This window comes from Allorhodopirellula solitaria (genome assembly GCF_007859855.1).
Taxonomy (GTDB): Bacteria; Planctomycetota; Planctomycetia; order Pirellulales; family Pirellulaceae; genus Rhodopirellula; species Rhodopirellula solitaria.
In genome coordinates, this window is record NZ_SJPK01000006.1 from 31,044 (window position 1) to 51,843 (window position 20,800).

The 20,800-nt window shown below is 57.5% G+C and carries 13 protein-coding genes; 8 read left to right on the forward strand and 5 right to left on the reverse strand.

The features are described 5' to 3' along the window. The first annotated feature begins 65 nt into the window (after positions 1-65). The 3 genes from CA85_RS13165 to CA85_RS13175 all read left to right on the forward strand — a co-directional run bounded on the left by CA85_RS13165 (position 66) and on the right by CA85_RS13175 (position 6,238). On the forward strand, positions 66-2,597 hold the full coding sequence (locus CA85_RS13165) for a polysaccharide biosynthesis tyrosine autokinase (protein WP_146391812.1): 2,532 nt from the start codon (positions 66-68) through the stop codon (positions 2,595-2,597). Between the two features lie 180 nt (positions 2,598-2,777). Continuing rightward, complete coding sequence (xrtU, locus tag CA85_RS13170; protein WP_222435447.1) at positions 2,778-4,586, forward strand: exosortase U; 1,809 nt, start codon at positions 2,778-2,780, stop codon at positions 4,584-4,586. Continuing rightward, positions 4,583-6,238: a tetratricopeptide repeat protein gene (locus tag CA85_RS13175; protein ID WP_246112767.1), complete on the forward strand. Its 1,656-nt coding sequence runs from the start codon at positions 4,583-4,585 to the stop codon at positions 6,236-6,238. Before xrtU ends, CA85_RS13175 begins: the two co-directional genes overlap by 4 nt. 146 nt (positions 6,239-6,384) lie before the next feature. Here the strand turns inward: CA85_RS13175 and CA85_RS13180 are convergent, their stop codons facing one another. The 4 genes from CA85_RS13180 to CA85_RS13195 all read right to left on the reverse strand — a co-directional run bounded on the left by CA85_RS13180 (position 6,385) and on the right by CA85_RS13195 (position 11,485). Next, complete coding sequence (locus tag CA85_RS13180; RefSeq protein WP_146391814.1) at positions 6,385-7,791, reverse strand: sigma-54-dependent transcriptional regulator; 1,407 nt, start codon at positions 7,789-7,791, stop codon at positions 6,385-6,387. Next, the gene (locus CA85_RS13185; protein WP_246112768.1) at positions 7,788-9,149 is read right to left on the reverse strand and encodes a sensor histidine kinase; all 1,362 of its coding nucleotides are present in this window, start codon (positions 9,147-9,149) and stop codon (positions 7,788-7,790) included. Before CA85_RS13185 ends, CA85_RS13180 begins: the two co-directional genes overlap by 4 nt. 100 nt (positions 9,150-9,249) lie before the next feature. Continuing rightward, the gene (locus CA85_RS13190; protein WP_146391815.1) at positions 9,250-10,023 is read right to left on the reverse strand and encodes a ThuA domain-containing protein; all 774 of its coding nucleotides are present in this window, start codon (positions 10,021-10,023) and stop codon (positions 9,250-9,252) included. A 37-nt stretch (positions 10,024-10,060) separates the two neighbouring features. Continuing rightward, a complete protein-coding gene (locus CA85_RS13195; protein WP_146391816.1) occupies positions 10,061-11,485 on the reverse strand; it encodes a DUF4912 domain-containing protein in 1,425 nt (474 codons plus the stop codon). Positions 11,486-11,792: 307 nt separating this feature from the next. Here CA85_RS13195 and CA85_RS13200 point away from each other — a divergent pair, with 307 nt between their 5' ends. From CA85_RS13200 to CA85_RS13225, 5 genes are all read left to right on the forward strand, one after another. Beyond that, entirely contained in the window at positions 11,793-12,140 is a 348-nt protein-coding gene (locus tag CA85_RS13200) for an AtpZ/AtpI family protein (RefSeq protein ID WP_246112769.1), read from the forward strand. 114 nt (positions 12,141-12,254) lie between these two features. Further along, positions 12,255-13,409 carry a type IV pilus twitching motility protein PilT gene (locus tag CA85_RS13205; protein WP_186774951.1) on the forward strand — a complete coding sequence of 385 codons (1,155 nt, stop codon included), beginning with the start codon at positions 12,255-12,257 and terminating at the stop codon, positions 13,407-13,409. Then, the gene (locus tag CA85_RS13210) at positions 13,410-14,747 is read left to right on the forward strand and encodes an ATPase, T2SS/T4P/T4SS family (protein WP_146391818.1); all 1,338 of its coding nucleotides are present in this window, start codon (positions 13,410-13,412) and stop codon (positions 14,745-14,747) included. Positions 14,748-15,537: 790 nt separating this feature from the next. Continuing rightward, positions 15,538-17,265: an adenylate/guanylate cyclase domain-containing protein gene (locus CA85_RS13220; protein WP_146391819.1), complete on the forward strand. Its 1,728-nt coding sequence runs from the start codon at positions 15,538-15,540 to the stop codon at positions 17,263-17,265. Positions 17,266-17,691: 426 nt separating this feature from the next. Beyond that, positions 17,692-19,398: an FAD-dependent oxidoreductase gene (locus tag CA85_RS13225; protein WP_146391820.1), complete on the forward strand. Its 1,707-nt coding sequence runs from the start codon at positions 17,692-17,694 to the stop codon at positions 19,396-19,398. Positions 19,399-19,789: 391 nt separating this feature from the next. On the opposite strand, the gene CA85_RS13230 is transcribed toward CA85_RS13225, so the two are convergent. Continuing rightward, positions 19,790-20,794: an NAD-dependent epimerase/dehydratase family protein gene (locus CA85_RS13230; protein ID WP_146391821.1), complete on the reverse strand. Its 1,005-nt coding sequence runs from the start codon at positions 20,792-20,794 to the stop codon at positions 19,790-19,792. Positions 20,795-20,800 lie beyond the last annotated feature (6 nt).

Consider the following 20,800-nt stretch of genomic DNA (forward strand, 5'->3'; position numbering starts at 1 on the left):
CCGATTTGTTATTACATTCGGTTCCCAACGTACTTTTCTAAGACTTTTTTCAATTGTTGCGACGCATGCAAGTCATCCCAGAGTCGGAATCAGATCGCCCGACCCCCGTCGGGGCCTATCCAGCCCCAGCCCCGAGCTGGCAGGGCGGGAAGCCGGAAACAACCGACATGCTCTCAGCGATCTGGCGATATCGCTGGGCAGTGCTGATCCCGACTGTGATCGGTTTCGTTTGCGGACTGTTGCTGTATCTGAAAACGCCGGAGACGTATCAGTCGTCGACGCGGCTCATGTTTGAGTCGCATCGGCCTGCGGTGATCGATACGATGACTGGTGATATTGTCGGCGGGGTGCCCTCGGTGGATATCTTGCGATCACAGTTATTCAGCGATTCGGTGGTCAAACGCGCCTTCGAAGACCCTCATTTCGAGATCTTTCAAGACCAGTTTTCGGGGCCGGGCGCCTTTGGCGGCATGTCAGCAGGCGCGCTGAGGTTTCAGACGGATTTGCAAGATGGGCGAATGGCCTCCTCCCTCGTGGCAACATTGAGCTTTCACGGCGCCGATCCCGATCTTTGTGAAGGAGCGGTAGAGGCGTATAGCGCCGCCCTGCAGGAAATGTTTGCTGAGAAGCACCGCAGCTCTCGCGGTGAGTTGATTCGGTTGATCACCGTTGCCACCGACCAGCTGCAACCGAAAATGGACCTGATCGAGGAAAGGTACCGTAAATTCCGCATCGAAGCGCCCTTGGTTTGGAACGAACGGGGTGACGCTACCAATCCGCACCGGGAGCGGCAATTATATCTTACCGGCCGCCGTAGCCAGTTAGATGAAGAGTTGCGCCAAAAATCGGTCGAGCTGACGGCGATTGAATCCATTGCCCGCGAAGCGAGTGATCCTCTGGTGGGCATGTCCGTCATCGGCCAATTAGTCGGCAAGACCTTCACCCTCCCTCAGGCTACCCAGTTCAATCGGGACCTGCGTGAGAGCGATACCGAACTGCAGCAACTTCAGCTGGACCAAAAACTCGTGCCACTGATGATCGAGCGCAACAGGTATGCGGCCGAGTTCGGCGATCAACACCCCACCGTCAAGGCGCTCGATACCGAACTGACGGTGATGAAGAGCGAACTCAAACGCTTGATCACCGAGCAGACTCAGCGGATTTTGCAGTTGATGGAAGAGAGTCGCGGCCAGGGAGTCGACCCCAGCGTGCGAGCGAAGGAATCCGTCGATGTCATTTTGATCGCGTCCCGAGCGGAAGTCGCATTGCTCAACGAGCAAATTTCCGAGATCGAAGCGCAAATCGAGACGGAGAAGAAGAAAGCTATCGAGATCGCGAAGTTTGAACAAGAGAACATGGCGATTCTGCGAGAGATGGAGCGAAACCAAGCGTTGATCAACCAACTCGACGAGCAAATGGCGCGAATCGAGTTGAGCGAAGAAGATGGTGGGCTGCAGGTGACGTCGCTGAGGGCCCCGGGCAATGCCTACCGAATCGGTCCGAATATGGCCAAAATGCTGACGATCGGCACACTTCTTGGTATTGCGGCCGGCTTGGGTCTGGCGCTGCTGCTCGAGAAGAACGCCAACACGTTCCGCGAACCCGACGAAGTCGTTGCTGCTGTGGGGGCACCGATTTTGACCCATGTGCCATTCTTCAAGGGCAAGGTTCGCAAGAGCAAAATTGACAACCCCAACCCATTTGAAGAATTGGATCCACACCTGGCGGTTGTCCATACGCCATCCTCGGTGCCGGCCGAAGCGATCCGCTCCTGCCGAACTTCGATCTTCTTCGAACTGGCGGGAATCCAAGGCGGCAAGATTTTGCAGGTTTCCAGCCCCTTGCCGGGGGACGGGAAATCGACGATCTCGGGCAACCTGGCATGCAGCATCGCCCAGAGTGGCAAACGCACTCTGCTGATCGACTGCGACCTCCGCCGTCCTCAGATTACGAACAATTTCGACAGCGCCGAGAAGCAGGGTCTGACCGATGTACTCAATGGCACCTGCGACCATGGCGATGCCATTCACGACACACCCCTGGCAACGCTGAAGCTGATGCCGTCAGGGCCGATTCCTGCCAACCCGGCCGAAGCTCTTTCGTTGCCGGAGATGAGCGAACTTCTGGATATGCTCCGTGAAGAATTCGACTACATCGTCTTGGACACGCCACCGCTTCTCGTGGTGACCGACCCGAGCATCCTGGCGAGCATGGTCGATGGTGTGGTGGTGGCGTTGAAGATTCGTCGCAAGAGCAAACCCAACGTGAAGGAAGCAGCGACCATCCTCCGCAATGTGGGCGCTCGCGTGCTTGGAATCGTGATCAACAACTCCGACGAATCGAGCGCGAGCGATGGATACCGAGGTTATGGCTACTATCGCTACGCACGCCAAACGAATCGATACTATCGAAATACGCCTGAAAACGGCCCGATGGGTGGAAAGGTTCGCACGCCCGTGATCGTCTCGGGTCGGGGAGAGATGGGCCAGCCGGTCAATGGCTCGCCAAATCCAGGCTCGCCGAATCCGGTCGCGAACATCACCCCCGCGGCATCGCGTAACGGACATGCTTCGCATGACGATACCGATGAGTCGTAGGATTCGCGGCAACACGTCGACCCATCCCACCGATCGTCCGCCGCGACCACGGAGGACTCTACCGATTCGCGGGACTTTTGGAAGATCCGTACGCGGTCGAGTCCGTTGACGAGATGGGACAGGCAGCCGCTGCCATAGAACACTGATACTGATGGTTTGAACTGGAAATTAATGATGAGTATGGATGAAGTACAGTCCGGTACGCGTGCAGTTACTGCGGAGCGGGTGAAGCCGCAGCCGAGTGCTGCGGCAGAATCGCTCCCTCGGGCCCAATCGATCTGGACCTGGTTCTGGGGTGGGTTGATGCTGGCCTGTGTGCCGATCCTGATGATCTATCTGTCGCGGATGTGGCGGCTGGAGCATTACCAGTATTTCCCATTTGCGATTGGGATCGTCGCTTGGTTGGCTTGGAAACGCAGCGATCGTCGCTTCTATCCACCGGCGAACTTAATCAGTCTCGGTTCGCTGGCAGTAGGAGGTATCGCCTTCCTGGTGGCTGTGGGGCTGCGATCACCTTGGTTCATCGCCGTCGCCTTTTTCTGCTTTGCGACCGGTTGTTTGGCGAGCATGAAAAGCCGTCACGGTGGCTCGCTATTGGGATTGGCCCTGCCACTGTTGCTACTGATCCGCCTGCCCTTGGGATACGACCAACTGCTCGTCATCGAGCTGCAACGAATCACCACGGTCCTCTCCAGCTTAATTCTCGACGTGGTGGGGATTCCCCATGCGGTGGACCACAACGTCATCCAGCTTCCCGGGCGGGAGTTGTTCGTCGCCGAAGCATGTAGCGGGATCCAATCGGTCTTCACGTTGGCGTTCCTGAGCACCTTGTTGATTGCGATCTATCGGCGGCGACTGTGGTTGGCACCGTTCTATCTCGCCATTGCATTGGTCTTGGCCGTCGCGGGTAACGTGCTTCGAGTGACAATGGTCGCGATCGCTGATACGTGGTGGGGACTGGATTGGGCAAGCGGCTGGTCGCATGACCTGCTCGGCTACACAACCCTTGGTCTGTCGTCCCTGTTCTTGGTTTCATTCGATCAGTTGATCGTTTCGTTCCTGCATCCCACAATCAAATCGTCGGGCGTGTCCGACCACAACCCAGTCATTCGGTTTTGGAACTGGATCGTCGACGATGGTTCGACGGTGGACATGGTCGACCGATACTACAAAGCCAATCTTGCCGAAACGATGGCGAGCGAACCCGCGTACCGAACACGATTGGCACAATGGATGAACCGGTTCCAAACCAAATCTGCCGTCGTGGCAACGGCATGCGTGGCCGCGGTGCTGTTGTGCGTGACGACCGCGCGAGCGTTCTCGGTGGAATCGATGGGCTTCGATGCTGGTGCGGGAACGTTCGTTGACGGCATTATCTACGAGCCCACTGAAGGACTCTTTGACGACATTTCCGGCCAGTTCGAATTGGTCGATCATCAAATATCACGTGACAACGAAAACCCCATTTTGGGCCAGAACTCCGATACATGGAAATATCTCCGGCCCGATGATCACGACCAACCCATCACCGGCCAATTCGCGGTCAGCCAGTCGTACGGTCACTTCCATGAGCTCTGCATCTGCTACCAGGGACTGAACTGGGAACTGTTGGATCGCTATCGACGCGAAATTGATCCTCAGGCAGAGGTTGAGGTCGAGGAGTTGGATCCGAGCAGTTCGCAAGAGGTGCCAGTGGCTTATGCCATTTTTTCCCGGGAGGGCGATGCTCGAGGCTATCTCTGGTTCGCATCCATTTCCGAGAGTGGGAAAATAATGCTGCCGCCCGAACGGCCCGGCCGCTTGGGCTCCCGCCTGACCGATGCCTTTGATAGCAACGAGAGTGAAACCGATGAACCGATCATGATGCTCCAGCTCTGGGTCCCGTCACCCAAACGGCTCAACGCGTCAACGACCGATGCGATCACCAAAGACTTTGCGAAACTACGGCAGCAGATCGCTGACCAAATCAATCCGGGAGCAAATCAATGATTCAGTATCTCAACCCTTTGCAATGGATGAAATGGTTCGGCCAGTTTCTCTACGAGTGGGTCGTCTCGATACCTTGGCGACAAGTTTCCGCTGGAATCCCTGCGATGTTCCTCGTCGCGGCACTGGCTTTACTCGGGTTTCTCGCCTACAGCGACGGCGGTTCTTGGCGACGAAACCTGGTCGCTGCCCAGGTGCAGGACGCTATTAAAAAGGAGGATTATAGTACCGCCGAACTTTTGATCCGTCGCCAGATCAATGCTGGCGATGACTCCACCGATACACTCCATCGTTTAGCGCTCGCTCAGTTTCAACTCGAAAAGAAAGACGAAGCCATTGTCGTGATGCGGCAACTGGTCTCGCAGCGGCGTAGCAGCGAAGCAGCACTGTGGCTAGCTAAAGAACTCTATTCGGGAAAATCGTGGGCAGATCTGACGCCAGATCAACAAGCGGATTTCGGCGGCTTGTTGACGATGCTCGCCGAGCAGCGTCCCAATGATATGGTCGTTAAGCTGGCCTACATGGACTACCTGACCGCCAGCCAACGATACGCTGAGGCGATTCCGCTGATGCGGCAGCTGGCGAGCGTCCGCCCCATGTACGGTTGGCAAGCGGCCGTGCTCGCCCGGCGGATCGGGGACACTGATCTCGCCAACCGGTTGGCATCCACAACCCTTGAGAATGTACAGAAACTCCACAGTGAAGAACCTGCCAATCCGGCGTTGGCAGTCGCTGTGGTGCGAAACCAAATTTTCTTGAATCGGCATGAGGATGCGGTCCAAACGTTGGCTGATGCCATCGGACGAGCCAAGACTGCTGAACACCAAGCCGCGCTCCGGCAAGCGATGGGCAATACCATCGCTATCTGGGTCGCGGAGATCAAACAGCAACCCACCACGACGCCCGAGCAGCGACTGCACGTCCTCAAACTGCTGCAGGTAGCCCTGCAATACGCACCGAACAATCCGCAAATCCTCACCCTCGTCGCCGACCAAGTGCTCGCAACGCTCGGCAGCTCGGATACGGAGATCGTTGGGATCCGCAACGCGTTGGTCGAGGGCACCTCCCCCGGCATCGCCCACTTCATTCGGGGCACGACCGCGATGATGAACAACGATGTCGAGAAAGGGGAACGCCACTTGAAACTGGCCGCCCAGCACCTGCCCAACAGCGGTGCCATCCTGAACAACCTGGCCGTCGCTCTGAGTCAGAGAGGCGAGGATCATCTCGAAGAAGCGCTCAAACTCAGTGAGCAGGCGATCGCCTCGGTCGACCGACCGAGCCCGTACTTCTACGAGACTCGCGGCCAAATCCTGTTCCGAATGGAACGCTATCTCGATGCCATCGCTGACCTGGAACGAGCTCTGGCCGTAGAGGCTCTGGCTGCCAACGCCCATGAAGCGTTGGCGAGCTGTTATGAGCATCTCGACGAACCGGACCTGGCGGCCGACCACAGAGCTGCCGCCGAAGCGCTAAAATCGGGTGCGGCTGAGAAGCCGAAACCTGCGGATGATTCCGTCACGTCGGAAGCATCCGAGACATCTGGTGAATCGAAAGTGTCTCCGGAGCCTCAGAAACCGGACGGTCTCGAGTCGCCCGTCGGCGAGGAATCGTCGGAGATCCCGGCAGAAGAAGCGAGCCAATCGGACGATTGATCGCTGGACTCAACCCCCCGGGCTGTGGCCGTTCTTTGAGTTGCGAGGTTCGCGGGGGTGTCCACCATGCCGGCCGCCCCACAATTCCAGCCAATCCAGCGAGACACAGAACAGCCACGGGGCCCGGGTATCGGGCACCCAACGGCTCACACCTCGTCGATACGGTAAGCTCGCAGACGGTCGCGCAAGGTCCCACGATGGATCCCCAGCGTTTCAGCAGCTTTAGCGCGATTGCCGCCGGTGTGTGTGAGAACAACGCGGAGAAGTGCTGGTTCGATTGCCGCTAGCAGATCGGCATGCAGTGTCTCGGTGTCAGGGTGCTCGCCAAGCACGGTTGTTGTCCAAGTCTCGACGATCTTTTCGAGCGACCGGTCCGATGACAATGCTTCGCCATCGCGGCCTGGTTTGGGCGCGGGGAAATCAGTAATGCTCAACCGCCGGCCGCGAGCGACAACGGCCGCATGCGACACTGAGTTTTTGAGTTCACGAACATTGCCGTGCCAGGGCCGCCGCTGCAGTTCGGCCAGCAGATCGGCATCGATCTCCGGATCGGCATAGTTCATCGCCGCGAGAAAATGTTGGCTTAGCGGTGCGATGTCATCACGACGCTCGCGCAGTGGCGGTAGATGGATCTGGACTCCCGTCAAGCGATGAAACAAATCCTCGCGAAATGTGCCCAGTGCCACGGCATCGTGCAGATCACTATTGGTAGCAGCTAGAATGCGGACATTGGCCGTCCGCGGTTTGACGTCGCCGACCCGGCTGTACTGGCCCTGTTCTAAAACTCTCAACAGCTTGGCTTGCGTGCCGAGGGAGAGGTCGCCGATCTCGTCCAACAACACCGTGCCGCCTTCAGCCCGCTCGAACAAACCCGCTCGATCCTCGCTGGCGCCTGTGAACGCACCTTTGACGTGTCCGAATAACTCACTTTCGATGAGTTCTGCATTCAGAGCCACCGGCGCGATCGGGATATAGGCTTGGCGAGATCGATTGCTGTGGCGGGCGATCGCCGCGGCAACGAGTTCTTTACCCGTACCGGTCTCACCGGTTATCAACACCGAGAGTTCACTATCGGCCACCAGGGCGATCTGCCGAAACACCTGCTGCATCGCGGGCGACGTCCCGACCAACACCGACCGGTCGAGCGACATGGGCTGCGTCGCACTGGGGGCTGAACGCTGTGCCGATTTCTGCAGCGCCGTCCGGCACGTGCGCAACGCATCTTCGAGCTTGAAGGGTTTCGTCAAATAGTCGCTGGCACCGCTCTTGACGGCCGCCACAGCTGTTTCCAAATCGCCAAAGGCTGTGATGATGACCACGGGAGCATTGTCGGTCGCTGACAAAAACTGAGGCAATGCGGTGATACCATCGGTTTTCGGTAAGCGCACATCCAGGATCACCATGTCGGGTTGGTGGTCCCGTGCCAGCTGCAAGCCCTCTTCGGCGCTCGATGCCGTGACAACCTGATGCCCTTCACCACGCAGCATCTTTTCCAAGGCCCAGCAAATTGTCGGTTCGTCATCGACGACGAGTACAGTTTGTCGCGTTGTCATCCGAGTTTGGCATCCAGTTCAAAAAAAGTTCGATCGTTTTCACGACGCCAGCGTACCTCGCCGCCGAGCCGCTCGGCGGCCCGCCGGGCTACGGATAGACCGAGCCCCATGCCTTCCGGTTTGGACGTCACGAACGGCTCAAAGAGATCTTCAGCAATCTTCTCGGGCACTCCCGGCCCATCATCGGAAACACGCAAACGCACCAGGTCGCCTGGAATGGAACAGAGTTCCACTCGTACGTCATCACCTGCCTGCATGGCGTTGCCAATGAGGTTGCTGGCCGCGGCGATCCATGTCGGCCCGTCGAGCACGAGACCGACGATCTCATGGCCGCTATCGACCGCATCGCGAGCGGGAAAGCCATTCACCTTCCACTCCATCTCGACGTGCAGGTGGCTCGCGATCGGAGATAGGCTGCTGCGGACGTCGTCATAGCAAGATTGCACTTCGGCGGCATGATCCTCATCGACTCGCCCCGAGGCGACCAACAACAACCGACGTACATAATCTTCCGCCACCTCCATCTGTGTAATCGCAACCCCGATCCCCTCATCGTTGGAGGATTGACATTGTTGAGCATGCATCTCCACCGCCATCCGTGCTCCGGTCAGACTGTTGCGGAGTTGGTGCGCCATCCCACCGGCGATCTGGTGCAGCAGCTTCTCACTCTGTTGGCGATTGATCTGACTCCAAAGTTGGCTCAGCTGTGAGGCCATGGAGTCGACGGCGCCGCCGAGCCTCCCGATCTCATCATCGACATCATCGGCGGCGGTCGATTGAAAGTCGCCGCCCGCAATTCCTTCGACCCGTCGCTGCAGTTTGCTCACACGACTGATCAGTCGCGACGACAGCAATAACATGATGCTGGTCAAGGCAAGGATCGTCGACAGACCGGTCGCCAGCGGCAACATTGCGGCGCGACGCCGACTGGCCTCGATCTGGCTTTCATCAAACATCACGCCGACGCGGGCAACCCGGTCTTGGCGTGACGATTCATTCTTGATGGCAAAGAACAAGACACGAAACTTGCGACCGTCACGGCTCACCTGATACCGATCCTCGGATCGCTCGCTCAAGGCAGTCGTGCTATGGATCACCTCATCGGCCACGTTCACGCTGACCAGTTCCGTTTGAGTCAACTCAGCCAAGGAATCCAGCACGCGTTCGTTGAGCGGAAAATTCGAGCCCGAGAGTGATTGCTCGATCGCCTCAAAACGCGATTGCAGTTCGTCGGTTGCCCAGCGTGCGCCCAAAACATAGGAAGCAGCGGCGACCAAGGCGGCCGCGAGCAAAGCTGCAGCGACCATGGGAGCGAGCAAGCGGAATCGCAGAGATCGGAACGTCGATGTTTTTTTCACATCGGCATTCTATCTCAATCACCATCGCCGTAAAGAAACCGGTGAGCCTCTGCCCGAGCGACGCCATTCCTGTCGGGGCGACGCCCTTCGCAACGGGCGTCTACTTTTGGCTGGCCCACTGCATTCCACGGACGAGCAAGGCGAGGTACTCATCGTCTTGGAACGTTTCTTTGGAGTGCCCATAGGTGGTTCCAAAGACCCGTGCCTTGCCGTATTGGTTGGTCCAAATCACAGGATGCGACTTGCCATTGACCTGGCTCTTGGACGTCGCGAGCACTTCGGTGTGAGGCCACACCTTTTCGATCACGTAGAGCTCGTCCATGGGTGTCGAATAGGGTTCGGGGAACTCTTGCATGATCGGGTGATCGGGGGTCTGCACAGCGACGCCATAGTGAGCCTGGTGCTCATGACGACGGCTGGTCACGCCGAGGAACTCACGCCAATCGTCGATGTCTGCATCTCGATAGGTGTGCATGGCACAGTGGATCACGACCGCCGGTACGCCAGCATGGTGCACCGAGGTGATGCGGCGAATGTACTCGGCATTCTTGGTGCCTGCGAAACACTCGTTATGCACCACGAGGTCGAAACCCTCCGCCCAATCGGGCGAATCGTAGAGATCGATTTCTGCCCGCGTGCCCTTGCCCCCTTGGGCGACCACGGTCCAGACCGCTTTCAAACCCTCTTTCTCTGCCGCCAACTGCATCGCCTTGGCTTGAAAATCATAGTCATGGCAACAGCCGCTGGTGACCAAGAGAATCTGCAGCGAAGGGTCCTCTGCAGGTTCGTCGGCTCGCAAACTCCCCGCGGTCAGGAAACCGGCCAGAGCGATTGCTATCGCCATTGATGGGAACGATTGGGGGAGGAAGGTCATATGCCAGATCTTTCGCGCGTCAAAAATGGGGTGGGAACTAGTTGTTTTCTGTCAGTTCCACAGTATCCATGACCTTGGTGTTGCGTTCCACAGCGAAAACTGTGGTGCGTTGCCGCAGTCCGTCGCGAGTTTCGGCGGTAATCGGGAGCACCTGCCGTTTGTTCGGGAAGTCCAATCGCACGGTGAAGGCACCGTCCTTTTGCAACTTCACCGGATGCCCTGAAACACTCACCGATGCGGTCGGATCTGTCTTGCCGAAGACGATCAACTCGGCCTCGACATCCAGCCGCAGTTTCGATTGACGCAGCAGCGACGGGTCTCCCGTCATGCTGCCTGATTCGACCGCGTGGGGCATTCGCCGCTGCAAGCGGTCCTCGAAGGCTTCTCGCAACTCACCGCTGCCCGCTTCGAGACCACCACTGAGAGCATAGATTCGCTCGTAATCTTCCGCGATGTCTTGCCAGTGTTCATCGAGACGTTCGCAATCCCCAGGGACCGGGGTTTCAACGATATTGCTGCGACAGAGGCAGTGGAACTCGCCATTTCCAGCGAGATATCCGAGTGCGACACGATATCGCGATGGCGGGTCTTGCACATCGATGTACCAGGTACTCACGCCGCCGTGAACCGAGATATCCCGCGAGACCGTTTCGGCGCGATTGCTCGCGACATCACCCACCGCGAGCAAACGCAGCGTTGGAACTGCGGTATGCCATTGTTCGGCCAATGCCGACTGAGCACGTTGAACACTGGTCTGGGTCACCTCCCAACTCGCCTGCAACCAATACGAATCTCGCACGAGCAACGCAATTCGGTCGCGGTGCGGTGCCGTCGTGCGATGCCGTTCCGTTCCGCCGGTCACGGCCGAACCACCGACGAGCGTGTTGGTGGAGAGATCCTTGTGCTTCTGCATCAGTTCGCGGCGCCGCCGCATCTCGGCACGAATCCGCAGCGTCTTGGCCGAAACCTTGGGCTCGTCCAATTCCGGCAGGGGTGCGTCGTTGCGTGAAGTCGCTTTCCGAGACTTGCTCCGCGCGGCCGTGCTAGTGGATTTGGCACTCACCGCTTTCCGCGTTGACCTCGCCCCGGTCGAGTCTGCTGATCGCGAGGAAGCCGATGACGACTTGCTCGCGGTCAACGAAGCGCCTTTACCGCTAGCTGACTTTTTCGCCGCGATGGCTTTGGAACTGACCTTCGCGGAAGTCTTGCTCGAACCGCGTTTAGCCTTCGGAGCGGCCGCTTTGGACTTGGATTGAGCTGGCGTGCGACCGGCAGAGGGCGATGCCGTGGCCTCACTCGACTTCTTCGCCCCCGCCTGGCGGCGGAGTCGACGTTGGACTTTCTTGATCTCACCGACCAAGTCATCCTTTCGCATCGAATGCCACCCCGCGACTCCATAATTCTTCGCCATTTCGGCCAATTCTCGGCGTGTTTGCGTGCTCAGGTCGGCGTCGGTGATCATGGAGTATTCCTTGTCAATGCAACCTGAGCGGCGGCTCAGGAAACGTGCAAAATAGGCGCGGCAGGGTGCCCGTCATCAAGACCTACGGTCAAAAACCGAGATCACCCCCTGAAACATCGCGTAACGGGGTAATTTCCTGCCCAAGTATTATGGCAAGCGACCACCCAAGGTTCTAGGGCTCGCTCGCTAAATTGTCCAAATCAGTCAAAAAAGATGTGGCGAAGACAGGTTCTCGGCCGAGTTTCCGTCAAGGTCGAGGTACCATGAATACACGCTGCCGATTTCCTATTTTGAGAACATGGTCTCCATGACGGACTCGACCCCCCCTCCGCCGAATTCCGATCGCGATTCACCGGGCAAACGGGAGCGAATGCCGGACCGACGGGAACCCGAAGACATGGGGAGGTCCGAAACCCCATCACGGCGCGGAGACGCCGATTCCAGAATCCCCGTAGCCAGGGAGCGGCAATCGCTCCTGCGGCTGGCGTCCGCTGGGCTGGAATTGGCAAGTTTTTCCCTCATCCTCGGCGGTGCAGGATATGCTGTGGATCACTGGATGGACAATTCCACGCCCTACATCGCGATCGCCGGCATGCTGCTGGGGTTCTGTCTCGGTTTCTACCGGCTGATCGTGCTAGCAAGTAAAATGAATTAAAAAACCACCCCCACGCGGTGTGGGCCCCTGGCTCGTTTCGTCTTCTCCCCAAAGTCCATCACGATTATGTCACACGGTAAACCTGCCAAAGCCGCTCCTGCCTCGGGACGCGATATGTCGGCCGATGCGGTCGCCTCCCGGCTCAAAAGCTCTCTGCTTCAGGAGAAGCAGGACCTCGAGGTCGACAAAATCTTCCGAGCTTTGGTCAAGCTCGAGGGGTCCGATTTGCACATGAAGGTCGGTCAGCCCCCGATGGTCCGCGTCGGTGGCGAACTCAAACCGCTCAACCGTGGCCCGATCGAAGCCGAAGAGATGGTTCGGTTGCTGCTGCCAATGATGGACGAACGCAACCTCGTCATCTTTGAAGAGGAGGGCGGGGCTGACTTTTCCTACCAATGCGAAGTCGACGGCACGCGTTGGCGGTTTCGCGTCAATATGCTCAAGTCGCTCGGCAATATCGGCTTGGTCGCCCGCCGGATCAGTAACTTCATCCCCGATTTCCGGGGCCTGTTTTTGCCTGACTCGATCGAGAACCTCTGTCACTATGAACAGGGCATGGTCTTGCTCGCCGGGGTCACCGGTTCGGGCAAGAGTACCACCATCGGATCGATGCTCAATTACATCAACAGCCTCTATCGCAAACACATCCTCACCCTCGAAGACCCTATCGAATTCATCTTCACCGAGGACAAAGCTCTCATCAACCAACGTGAGATCGGCCAAGACGTGGTCGACTTTAGCGTCGGCATGAAGCATGCAGTGCGGGAAGACCCCGATATCATCCTCGTCGGCGAGCTTCGCGATGAGGAGACGTTCATGACGGCAATCCATGCTGCCGAAACCGGTCACCTCGTCTTCGGGACGATTCACGCCGCCAGTGCATCGACCTGTATCGGCCGGATTCTCGACCTCTTCCCCCAAGATATGCACCGCGCCATCCGCAGCGCGATCGCGTTCAATATGAAGGGGATCGTCGCCCAGAAACTGCTCCGGAGCATCAAACCGGGCGTCTCCCGCGTGCCGACGTGCGAGGTGATGACATTCACGCCGATGATTCGTAAACTCGTGCTCGAAGGGCATGACAACAAACTGCCCGACGCGATTCGCATCGGTGCCGAAGACGGCATGCAGGACTTCACCATGAGTTTGAAACAGTTGATCGATGATGATCTGATCGATCGGCCGACCGCGTTCGCGGTCGCTCCCAATAAAGACGCGTTGAAGATGTCGCTCAAGGGCATCGATGTGAAAGCACCAGGGATTATTTAAGTGGCACGAGAACCCGACGATCTTCAGTTATGGCAAACCGTCGCTCCTGTGGAATTCGTTCCCAAGATCGATTCGCGCAGCGACGCCCAAGCGCTCTTGGTCACGACCCGGCAAGGGGCGGGCTACGCAGTCGCTGGCGGTCAGTTCGCCCACGCGATTGAATCGCGAGCAACCCACGTTCTGATGGATTTCTCCAAGAATGCCTGCGCCATGCGGTACCAGGTCGATGGGACCTGGGAACAGCTGCCGCCTCTCGATCGAGAGACCGGCGATGCGATGCTCTATGCGATCAAACAGCTCTGCCAGATGAATCCCGCCGACCGGCGCGGGTCCCAAAAAGGCTCCGTCGGCTTGAAGGTCGGCAAAGAGAAATTCGACGTGCTGGTGCAATCGCAAGGCGTGCCCACCGGCGAGCGAGCGATCTGCCGGATCATTGCCGAAAAGATCCCCTTTGAAAAACTCGCTGACCTCGGCATGCGAGACACGATGATTGAGCAGTTCAAGGAACAGCTCAATTCCAATGGCAACATCGTCATGATCTCCGCCAAGAAAGGCGAGGGCGTCAGCACGGTGTGGTCGGTGGCGATCAATTCGGCCGATCGTTTCATTCGTGACTTCCAGTCATTTGAACCCGAAAATGCACCGGAGCCGGACATTATCAACGTCACGCCCAATTTTTTCGGCGGCGATACCGGCAAGACGGAGTTCGAGGTCGTTCAGCGAATGGTTCTGCGCGAGCCCGATGTGTTGATGTTCCCCAATCCACCCGACCCCGAAGCCTTGGAAGTGGTCTTGGAAAAGGTCCAGGAAGAGGATCGGCAGCTGATCTATCGCACCGCCGCTGATAGCGCCCTCGGCGCGCTGCTCACATTCATCGGACGCTATCCTGACTGCCGCTCGATGATCGCCGAAAAAATCGGCTGTGTGCTGCACCAGCGTTTGGTGCGGCGGTTGTGCGATAACTGCAAAGTCGCTTTCGAACCACCTCCGAAACTGCTCGCCCAACTCGGCATCCCCGCCGGCCGCGTCTCGGTGCTGTACCAACCCTTCGTCGCACCGCCGATCGAACAGCAAGTCGATGAGAACGGCCGCCCCGATCCGATCACCCCCTGCCATGTCTGCGGCGGGCGATCCTACTACGGTCGCGTGGGCGTGTTTGAGATGCTCCGTCCAGGCCCACAATTGCAAGCGGCCCTGACAAAAAGCAACGACGCTGGACAACTCGCCGCCGTCGCGAAATCCGAAGGTCACCGTTCCATGCAGTCCGAAGCCGTCATGGCCGTCGCCCGTGGCCTGACCAGCCTCGACGAACTCAAACGAGTGTTTTCGAGCAAATAGGAATATCAAAATGATCACTGGAACTGCTTGAAAAATTATCGAGCCAAGCCCACCGCGAATTCGTCGAATCCTATCTGTACCTGGAACGTCTTCGAAACTAGCGAAAATAAGCGGTTCATCCGACGGAAGCGTGCGCAGAGCACAGCGGAAGGTTTTTTGAGGCATGGCTCTCGTATCCGATGATCGTTCAACAATGCGTCCCTGACGAACAAACGCTCGCCAGGGACCGACAACACCATTGGCGTACCGCTTTTGCAGGGAAACGCTGGCGACCGAGGTATCCCTTGCCAAGCCAGCACCTCTGCAGAGCTCGGCTCCGTTTCTCCCGGCAGTGCCAGTCTAAAATTGATAATCACATCCCACAAATAAATCCTTGGATACTCGAGCCATGCCTTGAAAACCTCGGGCGCACACTTCCGTCGGATGAGCAAAACTAGCTAGAATCGATCGCTCGACGTTTTGTTGTAGAGATGGCCATGCGTCCGCGCGGTCGCCCACGAAGGTTCCCCGATGGCCATGCCGTTACCGAAACCCCAATTCGGTACCTGACACCTATGATCTGACCCGTGGACATATAAATCGGGGCTGAGTTTCTTCAAAAGAGAGACTCACTCCGTTTTTTCATGCGCCCACTGAGCGGAGCAGGATACGCATGTCTCGCCGAATGGGCGACAACAGGAAACCCGACTTGCCACTCCGATTCCGTACGCACGATGAGCTATGATAGGGAAAATCACGACGCACTGAACGGTGCGCATATCAAACGCTCGCCGTCAACCGGAAGAATACATTGCCTGCCGCGGCCATCGCCCCAACTGTTCCTGCTGGGTCACGGGAATCTTCGGAGCCATCATCGAAGCATGATTGGACGTTTCTCCAATGTCATGGACTGCTCGTCGTCGTCCTGTCACCGGTCATCGCCAATTTGATCGGAAGCGTTTTCAATATTCTCTACAACCTATGGCAGATTGAACCATTGCTGTCCGCCGGACAGATGACCCGTTTCACATCGTGTTGGCAGTGCTTCAATTTGGTGGTCTATCCGCTTGCCGTGCTGTTGTTTCTGATTCCAATATTTCAGTTGCGCCCCATTCATCGAGACCTGATCAACGGACGCACCGTCGCCGCTGGGGTATTGACGCGTGCACAAAGGAAAGTAGTCAATTTGCCATGGTGGTTCTTGGCGGTTGCGTCAGTAGGATGGCTGATCTGCATTCCCGTCTTTCTGATTGCACTGGCTGGATTGGACGAACCGTTGTCGAGCAATGTCGTTGTCCATCTGACGACGTCATTCTTGATCGCATCACTGATAGCCGTCACGCAAAGTTTTTTTGCCGTTGAACTTGTTATCCAGCAGGCCCTGTTTCCGGTGTTTTTTCAGACAGAAACGCCAGCCAATGTTGCGGGAACGGCACCCATGACGATTTCTCAACGCGGGCTGATGTGGTCAGCTTCCGCCGTGGTAAGCCCGGTTCTTTCACTGGTTCTCCTGATTTTGGTCCCCGATGCAACCGAAACCGCCCCCAGGTTTGCGATCGTGGTGGCGGCGGTGGCAATCAGTTTTGGATTGGCGACGTCTTGGTTGCTTGGGCGACTCGTTGCATCGCCGGTCATCGAACTGAAACGTGCCGCAATGGCAGTCGCCAGCGGGGACTTTTCTGCCAGAATCAAAACCCTCCGCGCCGACGAGTTCGGGCTGCTCATCAATCAGTTCAATTCCATGATTGCGGGACTCGCCGAGCGTGAGCATTTGCAGGCAACCTTTGGTCGGCACGTTGGGCGTGAGGCCGTCAAGCAAATTTTAGCGGCTCAAGATAGCCTCGGAAAAAATTCGGGAACTCTCGGCGGTGTCAATCAAACTGTCACGGTGATGTTCGTTGATGTGCGGAACTTCACCGCTCAAGCGGCAGACACTCCCGTCGATGATGTCATCGCGGGACTCAACTTAATGTTTGGTGAATCCGTGAAAATCGTTGAGCACCACGGTGGAATGGTCAATAAATTTCTCGGCGACGGACTCATGGCCATCTTCGGCGTCCCATCGAGCAACGGGCGGCACGCCGACGCAGCAGTCGTGGCCGGCCGTGAGCTCATCCAACGCATCGAGGCTCTGAAAGAAGAGTTCGCTCGCGTAGGTTGGGCCGAAATGAGAATCGGTGTCGGTATCAATACCGGCGTTGCAATGGTCGGCAGTATCGGAGCGCCCGAACGTCAAGAATACACGGCAATCGGTGATACCGTGAACGTGGCAGCCCGCGTTGAGGCGCTGACGAAATCCACTGGACATGACTTGCTCATTACCGGGGCAACCTACGATGCGCTAACGCCCCCGACATCCTTTGTCGAGTTGCCCCGACAAAGGATCAAGGGCAAGTCCGCAAGCCTGCGGATTTACGGGCCCGATAGTGATAGCTACCCGAGCGGGGTGCCCGAAAAGGGGTGCCCGAAAAGGGGAAGGGTGCCCGAAAAGGGGAAGGGGGTGTTTTTGGTCGCCACAGATGAAAATGATTCGACATAATCGAAAAGCAGAGTAGATCGACCCCGAAATAAGCAGCGAATTGCTGCAAATACTGCTCAATCTATACCTTCCGATGGTCGGAGTTCTTACCCGAGACCGGGTCATTTCCCGATAGAAAGCACCTACGACAAACGCGGGTGTAAACATGTGCCACTCGAGACATCACACACCTCGCATTCCCAGGTTAACTGCCGCAAGCGTCAAACTCAGCCTGCCCCCGCGGGTGGCTGGGGTCAAACTGCACGACAAGGTGCTGTGTCCCTATTGCCCCTTCTATTGCCACCTCTATTGCCACCTCTATTGCCACCTATTGTCCCCTATTGTCCCCGGAGCATCTCCAAACCGCAGCCCGATTGTTTTGCGAAGACTGGTCGACTACGGTGAGAGCAAAACAGTGTTCAATACCGTGAAGGCTTCGACATCATCATGCGACTATGTTTCCTTATTGTCTCGTTCACTGCAGCCTCATTCGTAGGCACCTGTCCAGCGGCAGAGCCAGCCACAGCCTTCGCAGAATCACCGCCGCGGTACTACGCGCCGGTTGAACGCACCAAGGCCCAACGCCTCACTTTCGATGTCGCTGTCTACGGCAGCACCCCGGGTGGAATCACCGCCGCAATTCAGGCGGCGCGGATGGACAAGGAAGTCGCACTCATTTCGTTCGGCCCCCATGTCGGCGGCCTGACCACGGGTGGTCTGACAGCGACCGATATTGGCACGAACACATCCGTCGGCGGGTTGGCTCGCGAGTTCTACGACCGAATGGGAAAGATAACTGATTTCAGCTCTCATGAGGCCGAGATTAAGTTTCTTGAGATGCTCAAAGAAGCTGGCGTTACGGTACTGCTTCGCCGGCCGTTAGAGTCCGCTGAGCTCAGCGACAAGCGGATCCAATCGATCTCGTTAATGACTGGCGAGACGATCGTTGCGAAGATGTTTATCGATGCGACCTACGAAGGAGACTTGTACGCAGCCGCAGGCGTCTCCTATCGAGTCGGCCGCGAGCCAAGGTCCGCCTTTGACGAATCGCTCGCAGGACAATGGCAGACGGAATCATGGAAAGGCGTGTACCAGTTCTGCGATCTGCCTATCAGCCCGTTCGTCCATCCGGGTGACCTGAACTCGGGCCTCCTCCCAGAGATCGCGATCGAGCCCGCCGGCAAGCCTGGTCAAGGCGACTACAAGGTCCAGGCTTACAACTTCCGCATGATCTTGACAAACAAGGACGGCAAGATCCCCTTCCCCCAGCCCAAACGCTACGACGCCGGTCGATATGCACTGTTGGCACGCTTTCTGAACTTCGATGCCGATATCAAATGGACACTGAACTACACCACCGAGCCAATGACCGACGGTCCGGTGCAGATGCGTCGTGGCGACTCCAATAACGCCGGTAGCCTCTCCAGCGACTATGTCGGCGGCAACTATCAATGGCCCGATGGCACCTACGTCCCTGGCTCGTTCGATGAACTGCCCGAGCCTCGCCGAGGATTGCCGATGCCCATGGCCGCGCTGTACGAGTTGCGCGAAAAGATCTTTCAAGATCACATCGACTACCAGGTCGGCATGATGCATTTCCTGGCCAACGACCCAAGTATCCCCAAGCCGCTGCAGCAACGCGTCAATACGTTCGGACTGGATCCCAATGAGTTCAAGAGCTCAGGTCACTGGCCCCACGAACTCTATGTCCGCGAAGGCAGGCGGATGGTCTCGGACTACATCATGAACCAAGACAACTGCGAGGGAAAACGGATCGCGGAGGACTCGGTCGGCCTCGCTTCATACGCGATGGATTCACACTTCTGCCAACGCGTGGTTGTCGTGCGCGACGGCAAAACTACCGTCCGCAATGACGGCGGATTCGGCAAGCCATGTCCCACGCCCTTTCCCGTCGCGTACCGTTCGATCGTGCCAAGCAGGCGTGAGTGCGAGAACCTGTTGGTGCCCGTCACTCTGTCATCCACCCACGCCGCCTATGGCTCAATCCGCATGGAACCGGTTTTTATGATCCTCGGCCAAAGCGCAGGTGTCGCCGCTTCCATGGCGATCGATGCAAAGGCAACAGTGCAAGACGTTCAATACGACAAGCTGCGAGAGCAACTACTAGCAATTAGCCAGAAGTTGCAGAACTAGTTCCTTTGGATGGCGAAGATAGCCGCCAGCCAGGGACACAGCACTCTAGCTACGATTTTGACTTCATCCATGCAGGGAAACAGGGTGACTTTAGAGGCTGGCGGCAAAGTTCCTGAAACTGCGAGGTGAATGATGTCCCGAATGGCGCGCTGTGAAATCTTTGAATTGACGAAAGGTGTCCGGTATCGTTTCTATAGAAATTGACGAAAGCAGACACCTTTGGGCGAGCTTTGTGTGGGGTCAGCGACGGACATATTGTTGAATTGAGAGCGGGCCGCCTGCGAGCTGCGGCGGGCTGAATTCTTCGCACGCCAAGGGCGGGTTGCCGCCTGCCCAGTGACTGGTGTAAGAACTGCCGGAGACTACGACAATAAATCGGCAGGAAAACACGTTAGAATGCGTTCCGAGCGAGGTCGGTAACAGCCAACTCCGCCAGACCCTCCTCCATGCTCACGCGCGGCTCATAGCCGAGTCGCTGCTTGGCCGCGGTGATGTCGAAGTAATGGTCTTTGGCGAGCTGGGCCGCGACGAAACGGGTCATCGGTGGTTCCGATTTTCGGCGCAGTGTTTTGTAAACCGCTTCACAGCCCGCCCCGATCGCATAGGCAGATCGATAAGAAATATGCCGGCTTGGCGGTGGTTCGCCATAGGTTTCGCAAAGCCGGGCGATCCACGGCCAACACAAGACGGGTTCATCTTGAGCGATGAAGTAGGATCGTCCCGCAGCCGATTCCGGCGTGGCATCGAGCGTATCGACGGCACAGAGGTGCGCCAGTGCCGCGTTGTGCACATGCACGGTGTCGATTCGATTCTGCCCGTCACCGATGATCCGCAGCTTCCCGGATCGGGCTCGCTCGAGCAGACGGGGCACGAGGTGAGGGTCGCCGTTGCCCCAGATCAAATGCGGCCGCAGTGACAGGGTTCGCAACCCGCCTGCTGTATCCGCGGCGATGACTTCCTGCTCCGCAATCGCTTTGGTATGCGGGTAATGGCACAACCAACGGTCAGGATAGGGAGCCGATTCATCGATACCGCTTTGATGGCCGCCTGCGAAGGTCACACTGGGGCTGCTCGTGTAGACACATTTTGTTACCCCGGAGTTTTGGCAGGCCGCGAGGACGTTTCGGGTGGCGACCACATTGTTGTCAAAGAAGTACCTCCATTCTCCCCAAACGCCGGCCACGGCCGCAGTATGGATCACAGCATCCACCTCTGTGATTGTGCGTTGCACGTAAGCGGCATCGGTTAAGTCGCCACGATGGTGTTGCATTCCCGCCCGTACGAGCTCGGGTGTCTCTCGCCGGGAGAGCCCGACGACATCGTCACCTCGGCTGAGCAGTTGGCGAACGATCTCGCCACCGAGAAAACCGCTGCATCCGGTCACCAATATTCGCATCAAACC